The sequence below is a fragment of the Enterococcus sp. S22(2020) genome (assembly GCF_020295385.1).
In the GTDB taxonomy this organism is placed as follows: Bacteria; Bacillota; Bacilli; order Lactobacillales; family Enterococcaceae; genus Enterococcus_L; species Enterococcus_L dunnyi.
In genome coordinates, this window is the sequence record NZ_JACFUD010000008.1 from 51,982 (window position 1) to 67,441 (window position 15,460).

Below are 15,460 nucleotides of genomic sequence, written 5' to 3' on the forward strand. Positions count from 1 at the left end.
TCTTATGGATACTTCTGCTCCAACCTCAAAAAAGGAGCAAGATCATGCATTATCTAGAAGTTAAAGATCTCACATTTTATTATGATGATGAGCCGGTCCTAGAAGGTGTATCTTATCATGTCGATCCAGGTGAATTTGTGATTTTGACTGGAGAAAACGGCGCAGCAAAATCGACCTTGATCAAGAGCAGCTTAGGACTGTTGAAACCAACTAAAGGGACGATCACGATTTCTAAAGAAAATAGTGAAGGGGAAAAGCTGAGTATTGGTTATATTCCTCAGCAAGTGGCCTCATTTAATGCGGGTTTTCCAAGTACGGTGATCGAATTGGTCCGATCAGGTCGTTTTCCGCGTGGTCGCTGGTTCAAGCCATTGACTAAACGGGATCATCAGCATGTGGAAAAAGCATTGAAAGCTGTCGGTATGTGGGAAATGCGTCATAAACGGATCGGGGAACTTTCTGGCGGACAAAAGCAACGAATCAGTTTAGCTCGTATTTTTGCGACAGATCCGGACTTATTTATTTTAGATGAACCAACAACAGGAATGGATGAAACGTCCAGAAACGAGTTTTATCGCCTGTTAAGGCATAATGCGCACGATCATGGCAAAGCGATCTTGATGATCACTCATGACCATGAAGATATAAAATCATACGCGGATCGACAAATTCGTTTGGTTCGGAAGGAGGATTCACAGTGGAGATGCTTTCATATGAGTTCATGAGAAAAGCCTTTTTAGCGGCGACCTTCATTTCAGTGATAGCTCCAATGCTGGGGGTATTTCTTGTGATCAGAAGACAATCGTTGATGGCAGATACACTATCTCATGTATCATTAGCAGGAGTTGCTTTAGGATTCTTCCTGAATTGGAACCCGGATATCATGACATTGGTTGTTGTGATCATCGCAGCAGTGATCTTGGAATATCTACGCATGATCTATAGCACATATTCTGAAATCTCGATTGCTATTTTGATGTCAGGAGGTCTGGCATTAGCGCTTGTGCTGATGAATTTGAGCGGCGGTAATTCTGCAGCCAGCATCCAGTCCTATTTATTTGGTTCGATCGTGACGATCACCTGGCAGCAGGTCATTATTTTAGCAGTTTTATTTGTTGTTTTAGTGGTCTTATTTTGTTTATTTAAACGACCAATGTATGTACTGACTTTTGATGAAGATACAGCGCATGTCGATGGTCTTCCGATCCATTGGATGTCGATGTTGTTCAACGTGATCACAGGAGTTGCGATCGCAGTGATGATTCCGATTGCTGGAGCGTTGTTGATTTCAGCGATCATGGTATTACCAGCTGCGATCGGTATGCGGATCGGTAAAGGGTTTAATACAGTGATCATCATTAGTGTGATCATGGGATTGATTGGCATGTTAACAGGATTGACGGGTTCTTATTATTTAGAGACACCGCCAAGTGCCAGTATCACATTGATTTTTATTGGATTGTTTATTTTGGTCAGTGTATTCAAAAAGATCATCGTGACGATACAGCGAAATAAGAAGATGAGCCGCGGTTGATTACAACTTATTTTAGTGAAGATAGGAGGAAAAACGAAAGTTTTTTCTCCTATCTTCTTTTTTGTTTTCTAAATTGCGAACTATTTTTCATTTTTTTCAAAAAATGCTCGAATTTTTTCATCAAACACCTTATAATAGGGAACGATAGATTGAAAGGACGTACCATTAAATTTTAAGCAGGTATACTCATAAAGAGCATGACGAATAGATCTATAAAAAGAAAAAGGAGTGACGGATTTGAAAATTCGGAGAAGTGAGCGTTTGATCGATATGACGCAGTATTTGTTAGAGCATCCACATACATTGGTTTCATTGACTTATTTTGCGCAACGCTACAAGTCAGCAAAGTCATCGATCAGTGAAGATTTGGCAATTATCAAAAAAACATTTAAAGAGCGTGGAACAGGGATTCTTGAAACGATTCCAGGCGCTGCTGGAGGCGTTCAGTTTATTCCTGAAATCCCATTTGAAGAGTCTAAGGAATTGGTTTTATCTTTGTGTGATCGCTTGTCAGAACAGGATCGCTTGCTGCCGGGAGGATATGTCTATCTTTCTGATTTATTGGGACAGCCGGAATTATTGCGTCAGGTTGGACGAATCATTGCTTCCAAGTATTTAGATGAGCAGGTAGATGCAGTGATGACTGTAGCGACTAAAGGTGTACCGATCGCTCAAGCAGTTTCCTACTATTTAAATGTACCTTTTGTAATCGTGCGCCGCGATTCAAAAATCACTGAAGGATCAACGGTTAGTGTGAATTATGTTTCTGGTTCTTCTGAACGGATCGAAAAAATGGAATTATCAAAACGCAGCTTGAAGCGCGGTTCTAGAGTCTTGGTTGTGGATGATTTCATGAAAGGTGGCGGAACAGTCAACGGAATGAAGAGCTTGATCGAAGAGTTTGAAGCTGAACTTGTTGGCATCACTGTTTTTGCAGAATCAAAATTCAATGGTCAACGGGCAATCGAAGATTATACTTCATTGTTGTATGTGAAAGATGTAGACACTCAAACGAAGACGATCAATGTAGTTCCTGGGAATTATTTTGACGAAGAAAAATAGCTTTGACTTTGGTTTTACTCAAGTACAAATGGTACTTAGTAAAGCCTTTTTTAATTTAACAAAAATCTTAAATAGGTGTATAGTAGATGTGTGAAATGGAATATCCAACCTTTTTCCACACATAATGAAGAACTTTGGATGTATCTAATGAAAGAAGGCATACACAATGGAAAAACAAGAAAAGATTCAAATTTTAAAAGACCTTGTTGCAATCAAATCAGTCAACGGTAATGAAAAGGAAGTTGCAGAGTATTTAAGCAAGCTATTTAAAAAGCATGGGATCGATTCTTCATTTTTAGAATATGATAAGGATCGTGATAATTTGATTGTTGAAATCGGCAATCAAAAAAGTGAGAAGGTCTTGGCTTTTTCAGGACATATGGACGTTGTTTCAGCTGGAAATGCTGCAGACTGGACGTCAGATCCATTTAAACCAGAAATTCGTGATGGGAAGCTATTTGGACGCGGCACTTGTGATATGAAGAGTGGTTTGGCAGCTATGGCAATTGCTATGATCGAGTTGAAAGAAGAAGCAGCTGACTTTAATGGTCGTTTACGGTTATTGGCCACAGTCGGTGAAGAAGTAGGTGAGCTTGGTGCTGAACAGCTGACCAAAGAAGGATATGTTGATGATGTGACTTCTATGGTCATCGGTGAACCTTCAGGATATGCCGGAATCGTTTATGCACATAAAGGATCGATCAATTTTAAAGTTTCTTCTCTAGGGAAAAATGCCCACAGTTCTATGCCGCAATTAGGCGTGAATGCAATCGATCATTTGAATGATTTCTATACAAGAGCCAATGAATTATTCCGCAGTGAAACACACACTGATGAAGTGTTAGGTGACTTCATTTATAATGTGACGATGATTTCCGGCGGGGAACAAATCAACAGTATCCCAAGTGAAGCGAGTCTGGAAGGAAATATCAGAACGATTCCAGGGTATGATAATGATCTAGTCATCAAAAAAATGAATGAGCTGATCGATGAGTTGAATCAAAAAGAAAATTATCGGTTAACGCTAACGATCGAAGCAAATAAAATTTCGGTGAAAAGTGAAAAGAACTCGGATATTGCTAAAATTGCGCAGCAAGTAGCTAAAAGGCAAGTAAATGTAGATATTCCGATGGTCGGTGTGTCTGGAACCACAGATGCAGCAGAATTTACAAAAGGGAAGCAAGCATTTCCTGTGATTATTTTTGGTCCGGGCAATGAAACACCCCATCAAGTCGATGAATATGTCGATATTGATAATTATTTGGAAATGATCGATATCTATAAAGAAATGGTTATGGTCTATTTAGCATAATAGCTTAAAATACAAGCAGAATTCTATTAAATTCTGCTTGTATTTTTTTTTTAATAAAGCGTACTATTTGAACTAGTTGGAATATGGGCTTAATATGAGGGTATAACATTGGAAAGAAGGTAGCAGTATGGTAAAAAGAATTTCTTTAGAACAATCAGCACTTGAATTCAGTGAGGCAAATGCAAAAGAACCATTTATCTATCAGCTCCCAGTTAATGATGCACGTGATTTACTTGAAGAAGTCCAAAGTTCACCAGTGGAAAAACTTGAAGCTGACATCAACGATCAGCAATGGGATCTAGGTGATCACAGTACGATCAATGTACGCACCGTAAAACCAAAAGAAGCAACAGGAAAACTCCCAGTGATCCTTTATGTTCATGGTGCAGGCTGGGTATTAGGCAGTGCACATACACATGATAAGTTAGTTCGAGAATTAGCTGTTAGAACAAATTCTATTGTGTTCGTTCCAGAATATGATCGTTCACCAGAAGCAAAATATCCAGTAGCGATCGAACAATGTTATGCAACGTTATTAAAACTAGTTGATGATGCTAATGACGAATATGATACTAGTCGCTTGACGATTTCAGGAGACAGTGTCGGCGGAAATATGGCGACTGTCTTAACGATGTTGGCAAAAGATCGTAAAGGCCCTAAAATCAGCCAACAATTATTGTACTATCCAGTGACAAATCATTCCTTTGATTCAGGATCATACAATCAATTTGCTGAAAATTATTTCTTGGCAAAAGATGGAATGAAATGGTTCTGGGACAACTATCTACCAGAAGGACAAGACGCTACGATCAAAACGATTTCTCCATTGCAAGCTACAAAAGAGGATCTTGAAGGCTTGCCTGCTGCAATGATTTTAAATGGTGAAGCAGACGTATTGAGAGATGAAGGAGAAGAGTATGCCCGTCATTTACGTGAAGCAGGTGTTGATGTCACACAAATTAGATTCCAAGGAATGATTCATGACTTTGTTATGGTCAATTCGATGGATCAAAGCAATGCGACTCGAGCAGCGATGGATGTATCGACGGATTGGATCAATAAACGTAATTCAAAATAAAAGCTTGATAATAAAAAAGAACTGTACTATCTGACGTTTTAAGATCAGATAGTGCAGCTTTTTTTGTGTAGTATCAAAGAAGCTGTTTACTTCTAATTTTTTATCAGCAGCTATAGCAAACCTCTTTTAGAGTATTTTAACGTAATAAAGGCAAACTACCAGTCAATTTATTCACTAACTTTTTGCTTCCATGTAGACATAAGCCATAATAATGGATCTGTTCCGGAGCTGTATTTTTCATATTCTCGGTATATAGTTCATAGGAGCCGCAGGTTTGAGCAATATTGGAAAAACCGATGACAGTCAAACTTGAATAACGCTCATCATTTAAAACTGTTCTAAGAGTGCTCAATGACTCTCCAGAGGATTTCAAAATAGGAATAGGATAATTAACGATTCCGAGATGTTCTTGATCATTAGAGTCATAAACATCAGCGCCTATACCAGCGGGAAATTCTTTTCCTAAAGTTGCGCCTAATATAGCGGTCGTGTTGGCAATCAAGCCTATAGGCAATGCTTCATCAATGAGCATCACACATTTTTGTTCTGATACCATTATGTACATCCTTTCTTTAAGCAATAAAAATTTTTTGATACATTTTTGGTGTAACACCGATTTGCGCTTTGAATACTCGGGTAAAATGACTTTGATCACTAAAACCAGTTTCCATAGCGATTTCAGTGATGGAGATGCCACTTTTTAATAATCGTTTGGCCTGATTGATCCGAGTCGTGATCAGGTATTGAAAAGGGGTCAAACCAAAGTATTTTGTAAATAGCCGAATGAATGTATATTGATTCGTTTCTGCGAATACACTCAATTCAGCAAGTGAAAGCTTTTGTGCATAATTTTCTTCAATGAATTCCTTTGTTTCATTGATTTTGTGTGGAATGGTCGGATGTTTTGATTCTTCAAGACTTGAAAAATTTGATAGTAGATCATTCAACAGCAAGGTAAATAATTCTTCGATTTCAAAAGCATCATTTGCCCGTTCATTCATCAGCCGTTCATGTAATTGTAAAAATAGTTGATTTTCTTGCATTGTTTCAGGAACAGTTACAGTAAAAAGCGGATTTTTAGTTAATGATAGTCGTGCCTGCACATGTTTTTCCATGATCTCTGGGCGAATATGCAGGTTTCGATAGATCAGCGGTTTACCATCTATGGATTCACATTCATGGTTATCATACGGATTAAAGAAAATAAAATCTCCTTCTTTAAGAATATATTCTTTATTTTTACAAGATAGTTTTCTGCTGCCTTTTTCAATATAACCAATCACATAGTAGTCATGGAAATGATTTGGAAATTTTTGCTGGATACCATCAAAGACTAGCGCTTCGATTTCTAGTTGTGAGTTATAAACGATTTGTCTGTTTTCTAGCATAGCGTTCTCCTTTGTAGATCAAGAATAGCATAAGCCAAAGCTAACATTATAGAATAATATTGATGAAAAAATAAATTTTCTAATACGACAGGGGTACCCATAGTCATTTATACACATTATGTAAAAATTACTAACAATCGAATGAAAAATCTGATATGCTTGTCAGTAGAAAGAATGCGAGTCGGACAACGGTATTAAACGGAGTAACGATCCTTACAACCAACTCTAAAATTGATCCAAAAAGAACGAATAGGATAGCTATAAGGCTGTATAAAAATGGTCATGAGTGAGAAGATGATCAATCAATAGTTGTATATGATTTTGTTACAGGAAATTGGCAGCTTCAAGATTCAAAATACGTAGAATGATATGAGAGATAGGAGAAGAGTAATGAGAAAAAATTGGTATAAACTAATCATAAGTTTTGGATTGATTTGTATGGGCGTTCTAATTTTTGAAGTCCAAGTAAATGCAGCAAGTTTTGATTCCATGAAAGATCATGTTTTAAATGGCACGGGTGAACTGATGCATCCTAATCTCTACAGAGAGATGACGAAAGAGGAAAAAGAAGACTTTAAAGATGATCCAAATGCGCCAACTCAGATCAACCGAGCAATGACAGAAAAAGAAGTGAATGAGTATATTTATTATGTAGAGAAATATCAAAAAGAAAATGATACCTCTGAGGTACCTTATGAAGCGTATGATTATGTTCAATATATTGCTGAAGAAATGGATAGAAATCAGTCACTAGAAATTACCAATGACCTTAGAGAAGAAGCTGAAAAGTTTGCTAATAAACAACATAAAAAAGGAGAAAATCAAAATAGCAGCTCTGAGAGCTCTGAAATAAGAAGTGTAGTAGTTGTTTTGGAAAAATTTATGGCGATTCAATTGTTTGTTTAAGGTTTATACAAATGGTATTGGATAGTTTTTTTCCCGATAGAGTATAGGCAGTTGAATATTGTGAGAGTGTAACTATGATAAGGATCTCAGATATTCAATAGAATTGCTGAAAATAAAAATCTAGGATAGAGAACTTCTCTATCCTATTTTGCATAATAAAGTGCCAATGCCAAAAATATTCAGAATAGTCTAGTTAAGTTACCGTTATTGATTTTATTTCCCGTACTTAACTCAAGAATAATGGAATAAGGCCTGTGATATTTAGAAAAACATGCAAAATTATTGTAAATAAAACATTATTTGTTTTAATATAAATAACTCCTAAAACAATTCCTGAGAAAAAGTGAGGTGTTACAAGTATTAGCTCAGAAAAAGTAATATGATGCACATGAACAGATGCAAAGAGCAAGCTACTTACTACAATTGCAAATAATGAAGGAATTGTTTGGGAAAGTTTAGTAACTAATATCTGTCTATAAAATATTTCTTCTACAACAGGCCCCGCAATCCCTAGAATTAAGAGAATAATTATAGGTGGAAATTTAGAACTAACTTGAATAATATTTGAATCGTTTGTAAGCGCATTCGGAATCTTGCTGGAAGTAATTACTAAAGCAGCTAATAGATTAGCGATGTTTTCCCCTATGAAACCTAAAAATAGTATTAAAAGTGTCTTGAGCTTATTTGTAAGGACCCAATTCAAATTGTCTTTAAAGGTCGAGTGATATAAAACCAACCCGCTAAAAAAGAGTATCAAATATACGAACATGTTAAAAAGTGACAACAAAAAACCATTCATTATGAAATTCGGAATTTTAAATAAAAATACAGCAACATATAAGATCAAGTAAAGTATAAATAAATGTCTTCGAGTGCTCAAAATATACCTCCTGTATAAAAACATTGAATGAAATTTAAAGTGGAAGAGGCTTTTTCAGAAAAGTTTATGCTAGTAAACAGAAGTATAATTAAAAGGATGAGAATGCAAAAGAATAGAACCACGATCCATTTTTTATACTGTGAGCTTTTATTAAGTTCTCTTACAATTTCTTTGTCTTCTTTCAAGAGTTGATCAAGAGATATTCCATAGAGATCACTAAGATTGATTAGTAGTTCAATTGAGGGATATGTCCTGCCAATTTCCCAGCTAGAGATTGTTGATCTTGAAACATGAAGTATTTCGGAAACTTCTTGTTGAGAATAATTATTAGAAGTTCGAGCTTCTTTTAGACGTTGTCCTATTTTCATATAAAACTTCCCTTCTTGTATATGAATAAAATAATAGTATACATATCGATAATAGAAAAGTGTAAATCTGTAACATTTGAGGATTTAATCGAGTTGTGTAGATATGTCACTAAAAAAAGAGCATGTTTTTTTGCTGTAAACTATCAAAATTTAGAATCAGAATACTGGACTGCAAAAAGTTACAATCTTAGTTAGTATACTGCTCAACTGAAAATGAACACAAAGAAACGTGTCCGTTTCTGTTACGTATTTGATTAACAAAAACGTTGGATTTGAGTCAATAATTGTTGATTTCCTGTTTAAATGGCGCAAGTTTCAAAATCCGTTTGTAAATTTGCTATTCAATGAGCTTTATTCTTCAATATGCTAAATAAGTCGAAAAAATTACGCAATTTATACAAAAAAATGAAATCGATCTATTTGAAATCGCTCAGTTAATTATGATGTCAAAATTGAATACTAAAATGAGGATATTTCAGTAATTTTAATATATGATTGACAGTTTAGGTTCAAATTAATCAGATTTACTCTATTTCTGTAATGTTATCGTAATCTTTAAAACGCTTATTTAAAAAGTATTATGGTTATTTAGATAAATATTATTACATTGTATTTACAATGTAATGTTATTGTAATATAATTACCTTGTTAATTAAAAGGAGGAATGCAAAATGAAATCAATGTTAGTTGTGTCAATGTTATGTTTATCTGTTTTACTGGGTGGGTGCTCAAATAATGGAGCGAAGGAGAGAGTAGATGAAAGCTCAAGTAGCTCACTACAAAACACAAGCACTAAAGAGTCAAGCACTCTACAGTCTTCGAATAATACAGTGAAACAAACAAGTGAAAAGGAGTCTCAACTGCCACAAAATGTGAGACCTGAGAACTCTAGTCAGGTGGAAAATGCTAATGCAGCTCAAGAAAATAATCAAAGCATTACTACTAGTACAGCACCGATGGAGTCCGAGCAGGATACGAGTACAGATGATTGGAAAACAACATTTGAGAATAAATTATACGAAAATTATCAAGTTACTGTAAAAAAATATGTAGATTATGGAAATGGCTATTTTGGTGTATTTGTTAATGAAATTGACACTGGTGATAATGCTTATGTAACAGTTAACTCTGCGACAGGGAATTTTCATGGTTAATAATTTATACTATGGAAGTCGATATTGTCCAAGCCTTTAAAAACTTTGGTTTATAAGTGGACGAAGATTGCTTATGTAAATCAGTTTTATTTGAATTTGACAAGAGATGAGTTGGTTCAGATAATGACATGGAAAATTACTTTCGAACAAGGGTTTGAAAAAAACAAACGTATCTCTTAATGAAGAGGAATATCAGTTGTTAATAGAAACATTTGACACGTCTTCCAAAGAAAAGATATTTAGCTTATTAAAAATAATGAAGCAACTAATCAGTCCATATACAAAATTCTTGGATCAACAAGTTGATACAGATACGAGTCGATTTCAACAAACTCCTGTAATATACTTAGAAAGTAAAGAGCAGGATCAACTAGCAGCTTATTTTGAACAAATAAATTGTTGAAAAACTTTGCTCTTTTGAGTGACTTCAAAAAAGTTCTGATTTTGAATATATAAATAAAAAATCCTCCATTAATTAATGGAGGAACAGATCATGATTTAGTCATATGTCTTTTACTACGATTAGTTACAGCCTCTAGTACAACACAAGAAATGAAAAGAAGGACGAACATGAAAGCAAACAAAACTCCACCGCCAAAAATACAAATGCCTCCGACTAGACTAGTGAGACCAAACATGAAATTTTTAAACGTGTCCATAACTATTCCCCACTTTCATAAAAGCTCTTCCTAAGACAGGATTATTCTAATTGTACTCATTGAATCATTGATTAGATGAACTATCGAAAAGGCTCGTTTTTGATGTAAAATATCAATCTCTCATATTTAATGTTAAGTGAATGAAGTAGTTTTGTCAATTTTCAAAAGAATCAATCAAGGCTCTTTAATTCAAGTTTTTCCGTTAAAAAAATTGACTCAACATTAAGAATTTCCTCCATAGGAAAATCAATTTGATATGATATAAATCAAACAGTGGTATCAAAAATGATTAGAAATGAAAAATGAAAAGTATGCTAAATAAGATTAAACCAGCTTTTAGTAATGGGTCTATGATCTATACGGAAAAGGTATTTATAGGAAATTTGAAGATGGTAATAGAAAAATCATTTTGACAATAGTGACTAAAAAAATGTAAACAGTTACAATGCTATATGAAGCTCTAGCTACATGGAAAGAGGCGATAGAGATGGACGAAAAAATTCGAGAGCTAGAAATGGAATTGTTAAGTGTCAAATTTTTAAACGAATTATTATTAGACAAATTAGAAATTAGTGTCGAAGAAATTCAAAATTATGCGAAAGATTGTTTGAAGAACATGCCGCAGACTGAAAAGAATACGGATATGTATTATTACTTAATGGGAACAGCATACCATGAGAATGCTGCAGAAGAAATTCGTAAAGATAAGCAGTAAAAAAGTATAGGAGTGTGATGAAAGCATGTGTGAACATCCCAATGAAAAAATAATGACACAGTTGATCCACAATCAATGGACAAACCATTCGATTACCGCAGCAGTTATTGATGAAAAAATGAATATCATAGCACAGGGTGAGACAACAGTGACCGCAATCCATGATCCGACTGCACATGCCGAAATCAATGCGATAAGGGAGGCTTGTGCTAAGTTAAACGTAGATAAACTCCCTCAAGATTACTGGCTTTATTCTACTTTTGAACCTTGTCCACTCTGTAGTTCTGCAATTATCTGGTCAGGAGTCACAGGAGTTGTCTATGCAAATAATCCTAAATATCGCGGCAATGAAGAGAACTGGTCATTTATTTCTTGTGAAGAGGTTTTGCAAAAAGGCGCTCGAATACAGGAGGTTACCTTAATTAAGGATTTCATGCTGGAAGATATTAAAAGTTATTTTTTACGTCATACTAATTAGCAGTTATTTTGTTTAAAAAGAAGATCATTTATCATGTATTTGCTAAAATAACTATTGATTATTTTACTTTTTGTTCGCCTTTTAAAATCAACGTTTTGTGGTACTCTTAGAATAATGGTTTATTCTTATTTTTTATCAATATATAAATAGGAGGAAAAGGTATGTTCAATGAAAAATTTAAAGAAGTTTTGGCACATGAAGGACCTGTTTCTTTGACGACATGGGCGAATAATGATGCGCATGTGACGAATACGTGGAATAGTTATTTGAAATTGACAGAAGATGATCGTATTTTACTGCCAATGGCTGGCATGCATTCAACACAAGCAGATTTAGCGATAAATAATCAAATCAAAATAACATTAGCTTCTAGAGAGGTTCAAGGCACGATCGGTGCTGGTGCTGGTTTTTATATTGAAGGAACAACGGAGTTTCTTGATTCAGGTGATGAGTTTGATCAAATGGTCAGCGAATTCCCATTTTTAAGACAGGTGATGGTCGTTCACCCTAGCTTGGTCAAGCAGACAATCTAATTGAAAACAATTGTTAAAGTGGAGCAGAAGTTTTCTTTTGCTTCCTTTTTTAGTAGATGAACACGTATTTAATGGAATAAAGAATGGGTACATAAGGGAGGACGTTTTTTATGAGGATGAGAGAAAGAATTCTTGCTGGAAAATTGTTTTTAGATAACTGTGAAAACCTGCCGGAGGAACGGATGCAAGCCAAAAAGAAGATGAGACAGTTTAACCAGCTGTCACCAGATAAAATAGAAGAACGTTTTCAACTTTTGGATGACATTTTTGGGACAAAAGTCAATTCATGGATCGAACCACCATTTTACTTTTGTTACGGCTACAATATTCAGTTAGGTGAAGAGTGCTATTTGAATATGGGATGTACATTTATTGATGATGGGAAAATTACTATTGGAAATAAAGTAGCGTTTGGACCAGGAGTAACGATTGCTACGGTCGGGCACCCAATTCATCCGGATCATCGGAGATTGATGTATGCAGATCCAGTTACTATTGAAGATAACTGTTGGATCGGAGCGAATACAACCATTTGTCCTGGAGTGACGATCGGTGAAAATAGTGTGATCGGTGCAGGTAGTATTGTAACAAAAGATATCCCCGCTAATTCAGTTGCTGTTGGGAATCCGTGTAAAGTGTTGCGGGAAATCAATAGTAGAGATCGTGCCTTTTATTATAAAGATCGACCATTTGATGAGGAGGATTTGGCAGAGATCCATCGTTTGAATGATAGCAATTAATAGATAAAATCAGAAAGAGGATGGGACAGAAGTGTTCAACTCCGAGAAATAAGAGGGAATTTACGAAAATTGTTCTTCAAATTTTTGTGAATTTCAGCTTATTTCCGAAGGAGTTACTTCTGCTTCCACCGTTTATTCGTTTTAAAAGGGACTGGGGCGTAACTCGTAGAGTTATGTCCCAGTCCCTTTTAGCTGTAGAAAATACCTTAGATAGTGGTCAGTTTTTTAGCTAAGATTTCCCATTCCCGATCTAAAGGCACACTAGAAAATTTAAAGAAGGTGCAGCCAATATCCGATGAAGGCAAAGGAAAATTACAAATACAGACATCGATATCCAGCCGTTCGATCAAATTATTGTCGATTGGCTGGTTGAATACGAAAGCCAATTCCGCTGTCTTCGGTACATATTTATGCGCCAGATATTTATAATAAGCTGTTTCAGCAGAAGTTCCGCTCAAAGCAAAAAGGATTTTACTGCTGCGATTGACTTTCGCTTCAGTTAAGGAAGCTAAGCTGATCGCTAAATCTTCTTTATATAAGAAATCATGATTATCTTTAAGAATGGTCGTCCAAGTTTCGATTGTTTTTGGGTATTTTTTTTCCATCAAGGCTTTGAATTTAGAATCATTTTTTTGAAATAAAGGAGAAAGTTCCTGTAATGCTTTTTCATTCACCAGAAAGGCCTTGATGATTGCTTTTAGTTCAACATTTAAGGGGTAACTCAAACCGGAATGTTGGAAAAATTTAGTGACTAAGTGCTCGAAATCCTCTGTTGCCTGTAAAAAGCTATTTGGCAAAAAGTGGCTTTTCTCATCATAAACGATCGTGTCTAAGGAAATCAGAAATGCAAACACGATTTCAGAGTCCGTAATCAAGTTGTAAGAATCTGGACGTAATGATTTTTTCGCTGCTGCTTTCAACATAATAAATGTATCACTATGGCGATATTTATCTAAAATTTTTGCGTCTAGATAGACTAACTTTTGCTGCCGTATTCTTTGTTCACTGACGGTCATCCAGCGGACGAATCGATGATAGTCAACATTAAGGATCAAGCCATAATTATGGAGTAGACTCCTCAATATCGCATACAAGTCCATATGCCTGCTTTTTAAATAAGAATGTTGATTGTATTCTGCCACTTGTTCAAAAAAATGGAAATAAAAGTAACGAGCATTGACTTCATCTCCAAGTATTTCGATTGGTGAAAGATTCAGGGTCAAATCAAAATCCTCTAATACCTCTTTTAAAACAGATAGATATTTACGAAGAGTAGATTCAGCGATGAAGAACTTTTCTGATAAGTAATCGATCGTTTCACTACGGCCATAGAAAGTATCTTCCACGATAGAAAATAAAATATTGTTTTTCACCTCTTCTTCGATATAGCTCAAAATCGGATTCATATCTGTCGAGATATTTAGAATCAATGAAGAGTTTTCTAAAATCAATGAATCTGGAAACAGCTTACTTAAGGCTTGAATATCCCTTCTTAAGGTTTTTTGAGAAACTTCACATATTTCAGCTAATTCAGAAATTAGAATAGGTAATTCCGATTCCAATAATAAATTTAAAATAGTAATTTTTCGTTTAGTTGATGTGTCTAATAATAATTTATAACCTATTTCATTCATATTATTTCCTCCAAAATCATAATATTCTAGAATCATAACAAAAAAAGTAAGGCAGATTTTATCTAAAATTTCTCCTCTTGAAGAAAAAACATAAAGAAAATTCTCATATTTTTATTAAAAAAATATATTTAAATTAAATAATAATTAAAAAACGACGAGTTTTTGGTTCGAATCGGCTGTTTTTGTTCTTTTTGATTTGTCCTTTGGCTAGACAAACCTAGTTTGTGTAAAAAAGGGGAATATAATATATTTTTTGTGCACAAACAAAAGAAAGGAGAAATCAAATTATGTATAATTTGGCAATTTTTAATACTAAAGACTATTTCATACCAACTTCTATTAAAATATGTGACTTTCACTTTTCTGATGAACAACAATTATTGGCGCAATTAGATACGATGCACGGCGTATTGATTTACAGCTCAGAGGAAAATCAAAATCAAGTCCTTGAATTGATTCTATCGATCAAAAGACAATCACTTTTACCGATATGGGTAAAGTCAAAGACTGACAATGAAATCAGTAAGAAAATCAACCTTGAATTAGGTGTATTAGGTAATCTTGGCAGAAATATATCGGATGATGAAATGTTTGTCATCATTGAGAACACATTAAAATTGATTCACAGAACAGACGAAAAAAACATAGGTGAATCAAAGGCCAGCAATGAGCTCGAATTGAACTCCTTAAATTGTAGCATGAAACTACCGAATAAGTCAGAGGTGAGCCTTACACGTTTGGAGTATCGAATGGTGTCTTTGTTAGCGAGCAGAGTCAATCAGGCATTTACATATGAAGAAATTTCAGATTATGTTTGGGGAGGGAAGGAAGAAGTGGATAATTCTATAAAAACCTATCGTATAGCAAATGTTGCATTCCATATAAGAAATAAGCTAAAGCAAGGCGGTGCTGATCCAAAGATTTTACGCACGGTTCGTTCGGTTGGATATCTACTTGATTCAAATAAAGATACGAATCTTTTAAAGGAGGTGGTCGCGTATAATAGCTAAAAATTTAAG

General features: G+C 35.0%; 18 protein-coding genes and 1 pseudogene. 14 read left to right on the forward strand and 5 right to left on the reverse strand.

What is annotated here, in order from left to right; translation table 11 throughout:
* Positions 1-44 precede the first annotated feature (44 nt).
* The 5 genes from H3T55_RS15105 to H3T55_RS15125 all read left to right on the forward strand — a co-directional run bounded on the left by H3T55_RS15105 (position 45) and on the right by H3T55_RS15125 (position 4,986).
* A complete protein-coding gene (locus H3T55_RS15105; RefSeq protein WP_087641712.1) occupies positions 45-725 on the forward strand; it encodes a metal ABC transporter ATP-binding protein in 681 nt (226 codons plus the stop codon).
* Complete coding sequence (locus H3T55_RS15110) at positions 704-1,534, forward strand: metal ABC transporter permease (protein WP_087642055.1); 831 nt, start codon at positions 704-706, stop codon at positions 1,532-1,534. The genes H3T55_RS15105 and H3T55_RS15110 overlap by 22 nt, the downstream gene beginning before the upstream one ends.
* A gap of 237 nt (positions 1,535-1,771) precedes the next feature.
* Positions 1,772-2,596, forward strand: a complete 825-nt coding sequence (gene purR, locus H3T55_RS15115) for a pur operon repressor (RefSeq protein WP_087641713.1) — start codon at positions 1,772-1,774, stop codon at positions 2,594-2,596.
* Between the two features lie 166 nt (positions 2,597-2,762).
* On the forward strand, positions 2,763-3,908 hold the full coding sequence (locus H3T55_RS15120) for an ArgE/DapE family deacylase (protein ID WP_225535027.1): 1,146 nt from the start codon (positions 2,763-2,765) through the stop codon (positions 3,906-3,908).
* 127 nt (positions 3,909-4,035) lie between these two features.
* Positions 4,036-4,986 carry an alpha/beta hydrolase gene (locus H3T55_RS15125; RefSeq protein WP_225535026.1) on the forward strand — a complete coding sequence of 317 codons (951 nt, stop codon included), beginning with the start codon at positions 4,036-4,038 and terminating at the stop codon, positions 4,984-4,986.
* A 136-nt stretch (positions 4,987-5,122) separates the two neighbouring features.
* On the opposite strand, the gene H3T55_RS15130 is transcribed toward H3T55_RS15125, so the two are convergent.
* Both H3T55_RS15130 and H3T55_RS15135 read right to left on the reverse strand, forming a co-directional pair.
* Positions 5,123-5,542, reverse strand: coding sequence for a DUF2000 domain-containing protein (locus H3T55_RS15130; protein ID WP_225535025.1), 420 nt, complete (start codon positions 5,540-5,542; stop codon positions 5,123-5,125).
* Between the two features lie 16 nt (positions 5,543-5,558).
* Positions 5,559-6,374, reverse strand: a complete 816-nt coding sequence (locus H3T55_RS15135; protein ID WP_225535024.1) for an AraC family transcriptional regulator — start codon at positions 6,372-6,374, stop codon at positions 5,559-5,561.
* 390 nt (positions 6,375-6,764) lie between these two features.
* Between H3T55_RS15135 and H3T55_RS15140 the strand changes: the two genes are divergently transcribed.
* Positions 6,765-7,280, forward strand: coding sequence for a hypothetical protein (locus H3T55_RS15140; RefSeq protein ID WP_225535023.1), 516 nt, complete (start codon positions 6,765-6,767; stop codon positions 7,278-7,280).
* Positions 7,281-7,506: 226 nt separating this feature from the next.
* Here the strand turns inward: H3T55_RS15140 and H3T55_RS15145 are convergent, their stop codons facing one another.
* Together H3T55_RS15145 and H3T55_RS15150 are read right to left on the reverse strand one after the other, a co-directional pair.
* Positions 7,507-8,049, reverse strand: coding sequence for a CPBP family intramembrane glutamic endopeptidase (locus H3T55_RS15145; protein WP_225550230.1), 543 nt, complete (start codon positions 8,047-8,049; stop codon positions 7,507-7,509).
* Between the two features lie 107 nt (positions 8,050-8,156).
* Positions 8,157-8,528 (reverse strand): helix-turn-helix domain-containing protein, encoded by a 372-nt coding sequence (locus H3T55_RS15150; protein WP_225535021.1) that lies wholly within the window; start codon positions 8,526-8,528, stop codon positions 8,157-8,159.
* 671 nt (positions 8,529-9,199) lie between these two features.
* On the opposite strand from H3T55_RS15150, the gene H3T55_RS15155 reads away from it, so the two are divergent.
* The 7 genes and pseudogenes from H3T55_RS15155 to H3T55_RS16750 all read left to right on the forward strand — a co-directional run.
* Positions 9,200-9,682, forward strand: coding sequence for a hypothetical protein (locus H3T55_RS15155; protein WP_225535020.1), 483 nt, complete (start codon positions 9,200-9,202; stop codon positions 9,680-9,682).
* Between the two features lie 256 nt (positions 9,683-9,938).
* The gene (locus H3T55_RS15160) at positions 9,939-10,085 is read left to right on the forward strand and encodes a hypothetical protein (protein ID WP_225550233.1); all 147 of its coding nucleotides are present in this window, start codon (positions 9,939-9,941) and stop codon (positions 10,083-10,085) included.
* A gap of 743 nt (positions 10,086-10,828) precedes the next feature.
* Entirely contained in the window at positions 10,829-11,056 is a 228-nt protein-coding gene (locus tag H3T55_RS15165; RefSeq protein ID WP_225535019.1) for a hypothetical protein, read from the forward strand.
* 25 nt (positions 11,057-11,081) lie between these two features.
* Positions 11,082-11,534, forward strand: a complete 453-nt coding sequence (locus H3T55_RS15170) for a nucleoside deaminase (RefSeq protein WP_225535018.1) — start codon at positions 11,082-11,084, stop codon at positions 11,532-11,534.
* Positions 11,535-11,695: 161 nt separating this feature from the next.
* Positions 11,696-12,067 carry a pyridoxamine 5'-phosphate oxidase family protein gene (locus H3T55_RS15175; RefSeq protein ID WP_225535017.1) on the forward strand — a complete coding sequence of 124 codons (372 nt, stop codon included), beginning with the start codon at positions 11,696-11,698 and terminating at the stop codon, positions 12,065-12,067.
* Positions 12,068-12,177: 110 nt separating this feature from the next.
* On the forward strand, positions 12,178-12,807 hold the full coding sequence (locus H3T55_RS15180; RefSeq protein WP_225535016.1) for a sugar O-acetyltransferase: 630 nt from the start codon (positions 12,178-12,180) through the stop codon (positions 12,805-12,807).
* A gap of 20 nt (positions 12,808-12,827) precedes the next feature.
* Positions 12,828-12,947, forward strand: a pseudogene (locus tag H3T55_RS16750) (DUF3788 domain-containing protein); the annotation flags it as partial.
* A 66-nt stretch (positions 12,948-13,013) separates the two neighbouring features.
* Here H3T55_RS16750 and H3T55_RS15185 read toward each other — a convergent pair.
* Complete coding sequence (locus tag H3T55_RS15185; RefSeq protein WP_207114594.1) at positions 13,014-14,441, reverse strand: helix-turn-helix domain containing protein; 1,428 nt, start codon at positions 14,439-14,441, stop codon at positions 13,014-13,016.
* 287 nt (positions 14,442-14,728) lie between these two features.
* Here H3T55_RS15185 and H3T55_RS15190 point away from each other — a divergent pair, with 287 nt between their 5' ends.
* The gene (locus H3T55_RS15190) at positions 14,729-15,451 is read left to right on the forward strand and encodes a DNA-binding response regulator (protein ID WP_225535015.1); all 723 of its coding nucleotides are present in this window, start codon (positions 14,729-14,731) and stop codon (positions 15,449-15,451) included.
* Positions 15,452-15,460 lie beyond the last annotated feature (9 nt).

What these genes read in the sequence shown, in the direction of transcription:
- H3T55_RS15150 (WP_225535021.1), bottom strand. Translation starts at nt 8,528, where the DNA reads ATGAAAATAGGACAACGTCTAAAAGAAGCTCGAACTTCTAATAATTAT.
- H3T55_RS15125 (WP_225535026.1), top strand. Translation starts at nt 4,036, where the DNA reads ATGGTAAAAAGAATTTCTTTAGAACAATCAGCACTTGAATTCAGTGAG.
- H3T55_RS15185 (WP_207114594.1), bottom strand. Translation starts at nt 14,441, where the DNA reads ATGAATGAAATAGGTTATAAATTATTATTAGACACATCAACTAAACGA.
- H3T55_RS15120 (WP_225535027.1), top strand. Translation starts at nt 2,763, where the DNA reads ATGGAAAAACAAGAAAAGATTCAAATTTTAAAAGACCTTGTTGCAATC.
- H3T55_RS15155 (WP_225535020.1), top strand. Translation starts at nt 9,200, where the DNA reads ATGAAATCAATGTTAGTTGTGTCAATGTTATGTTTATCTGTTTTACTG.
- H3T55_RS15190 (WP_225535015.1), top strand. Translation starts at nt 14,729, where the DNA reads ATGTATAATTTGGCAATTTTTAATACTAAAGACTATTTCATACCAACT.
- H3T55_RS15140 (WP_225535023.1), top strand. Translation starts at nt 6,765, where the DNA reads ATGAGAAAAAATTGGTATAAACTAATCATAAGTTTTGGATTGATTTGT.
- H3T55_RS15145 (WP_225550230.1), bottom strand. Translation starts at nt 8,049, where the DNA reads ATGTTCGTATATTTGATACTCTTTTTTAGCGGGTTGGTTTTATATCAC.
- H3T55_RS15170 (WP_225535018.1), top strand. Translation starts at nt 11,082, where the DNA reads ATGTGTGAACATCCCAATGAAAAAATAATGACACAGTTGATCCACAAT.
- H3T55_RS15175 (WP_225535017.1), top strand. Translation starts at nt 11,696, where the DNA reads ATGTTCAATGAAAAATTTAAAGAAGTTTTGGCACATGAAGGACCTGTT.
- H3T55_RS15160 (WP_225550233.1), top strand. Translation starts at nt 9,939, where the DNA reads ATGAAGCAACTAATCAGTCCATATACAAAATTCTTGGATCAACAAGTT.
- H3T55_RS15135 (WP_225535024.1), bottom strand. Translation starts at nt 6,374, where the DNA reads ATGCTAGAAAACAGACAAATCGTTTATAACTCACAACTAGAAATCGAA.
- H3T55_RS15105 (WP_087641712.1), top strand. Translation starts at nt 45, where the DNA reads ATGCATTATCTAGAAGTTAAAGATCTCACATTTTATTATGATGATGAG.
- H3T55_RS15165 (WP_225535019.1), top strand. Translation starts at nt 10,829, where the DNA reads ATGGACGAAAAAATTCGAGAGCTAGAAATGGAATTGTTAAGTGTCAAA.
- H3T55_RS15110 (WP_087642055.1), top strand. Translation starts at nt 704, where the DNA reads ATGCTTTCATATGAGTTCATGAGAAAAGCCTTTTTAGCGGCGACCTTC.
- H3T55_RS15180 (WP_225535016.1), top strand. Translation starts at nt 12,178, where the DNA reads ATGAGGATGAGAGAAAGAATTCTTGCTGGAAAATTGTTTTTAGATAAC.
- H3T55_RS15130 (WP_225535025.1), bottom strand. Translation starts at nt 5,542, where the DNA reads ATGGTATCAGAACAAAAATGTGTGATGCTCATTGATGAAGCATTGCCT.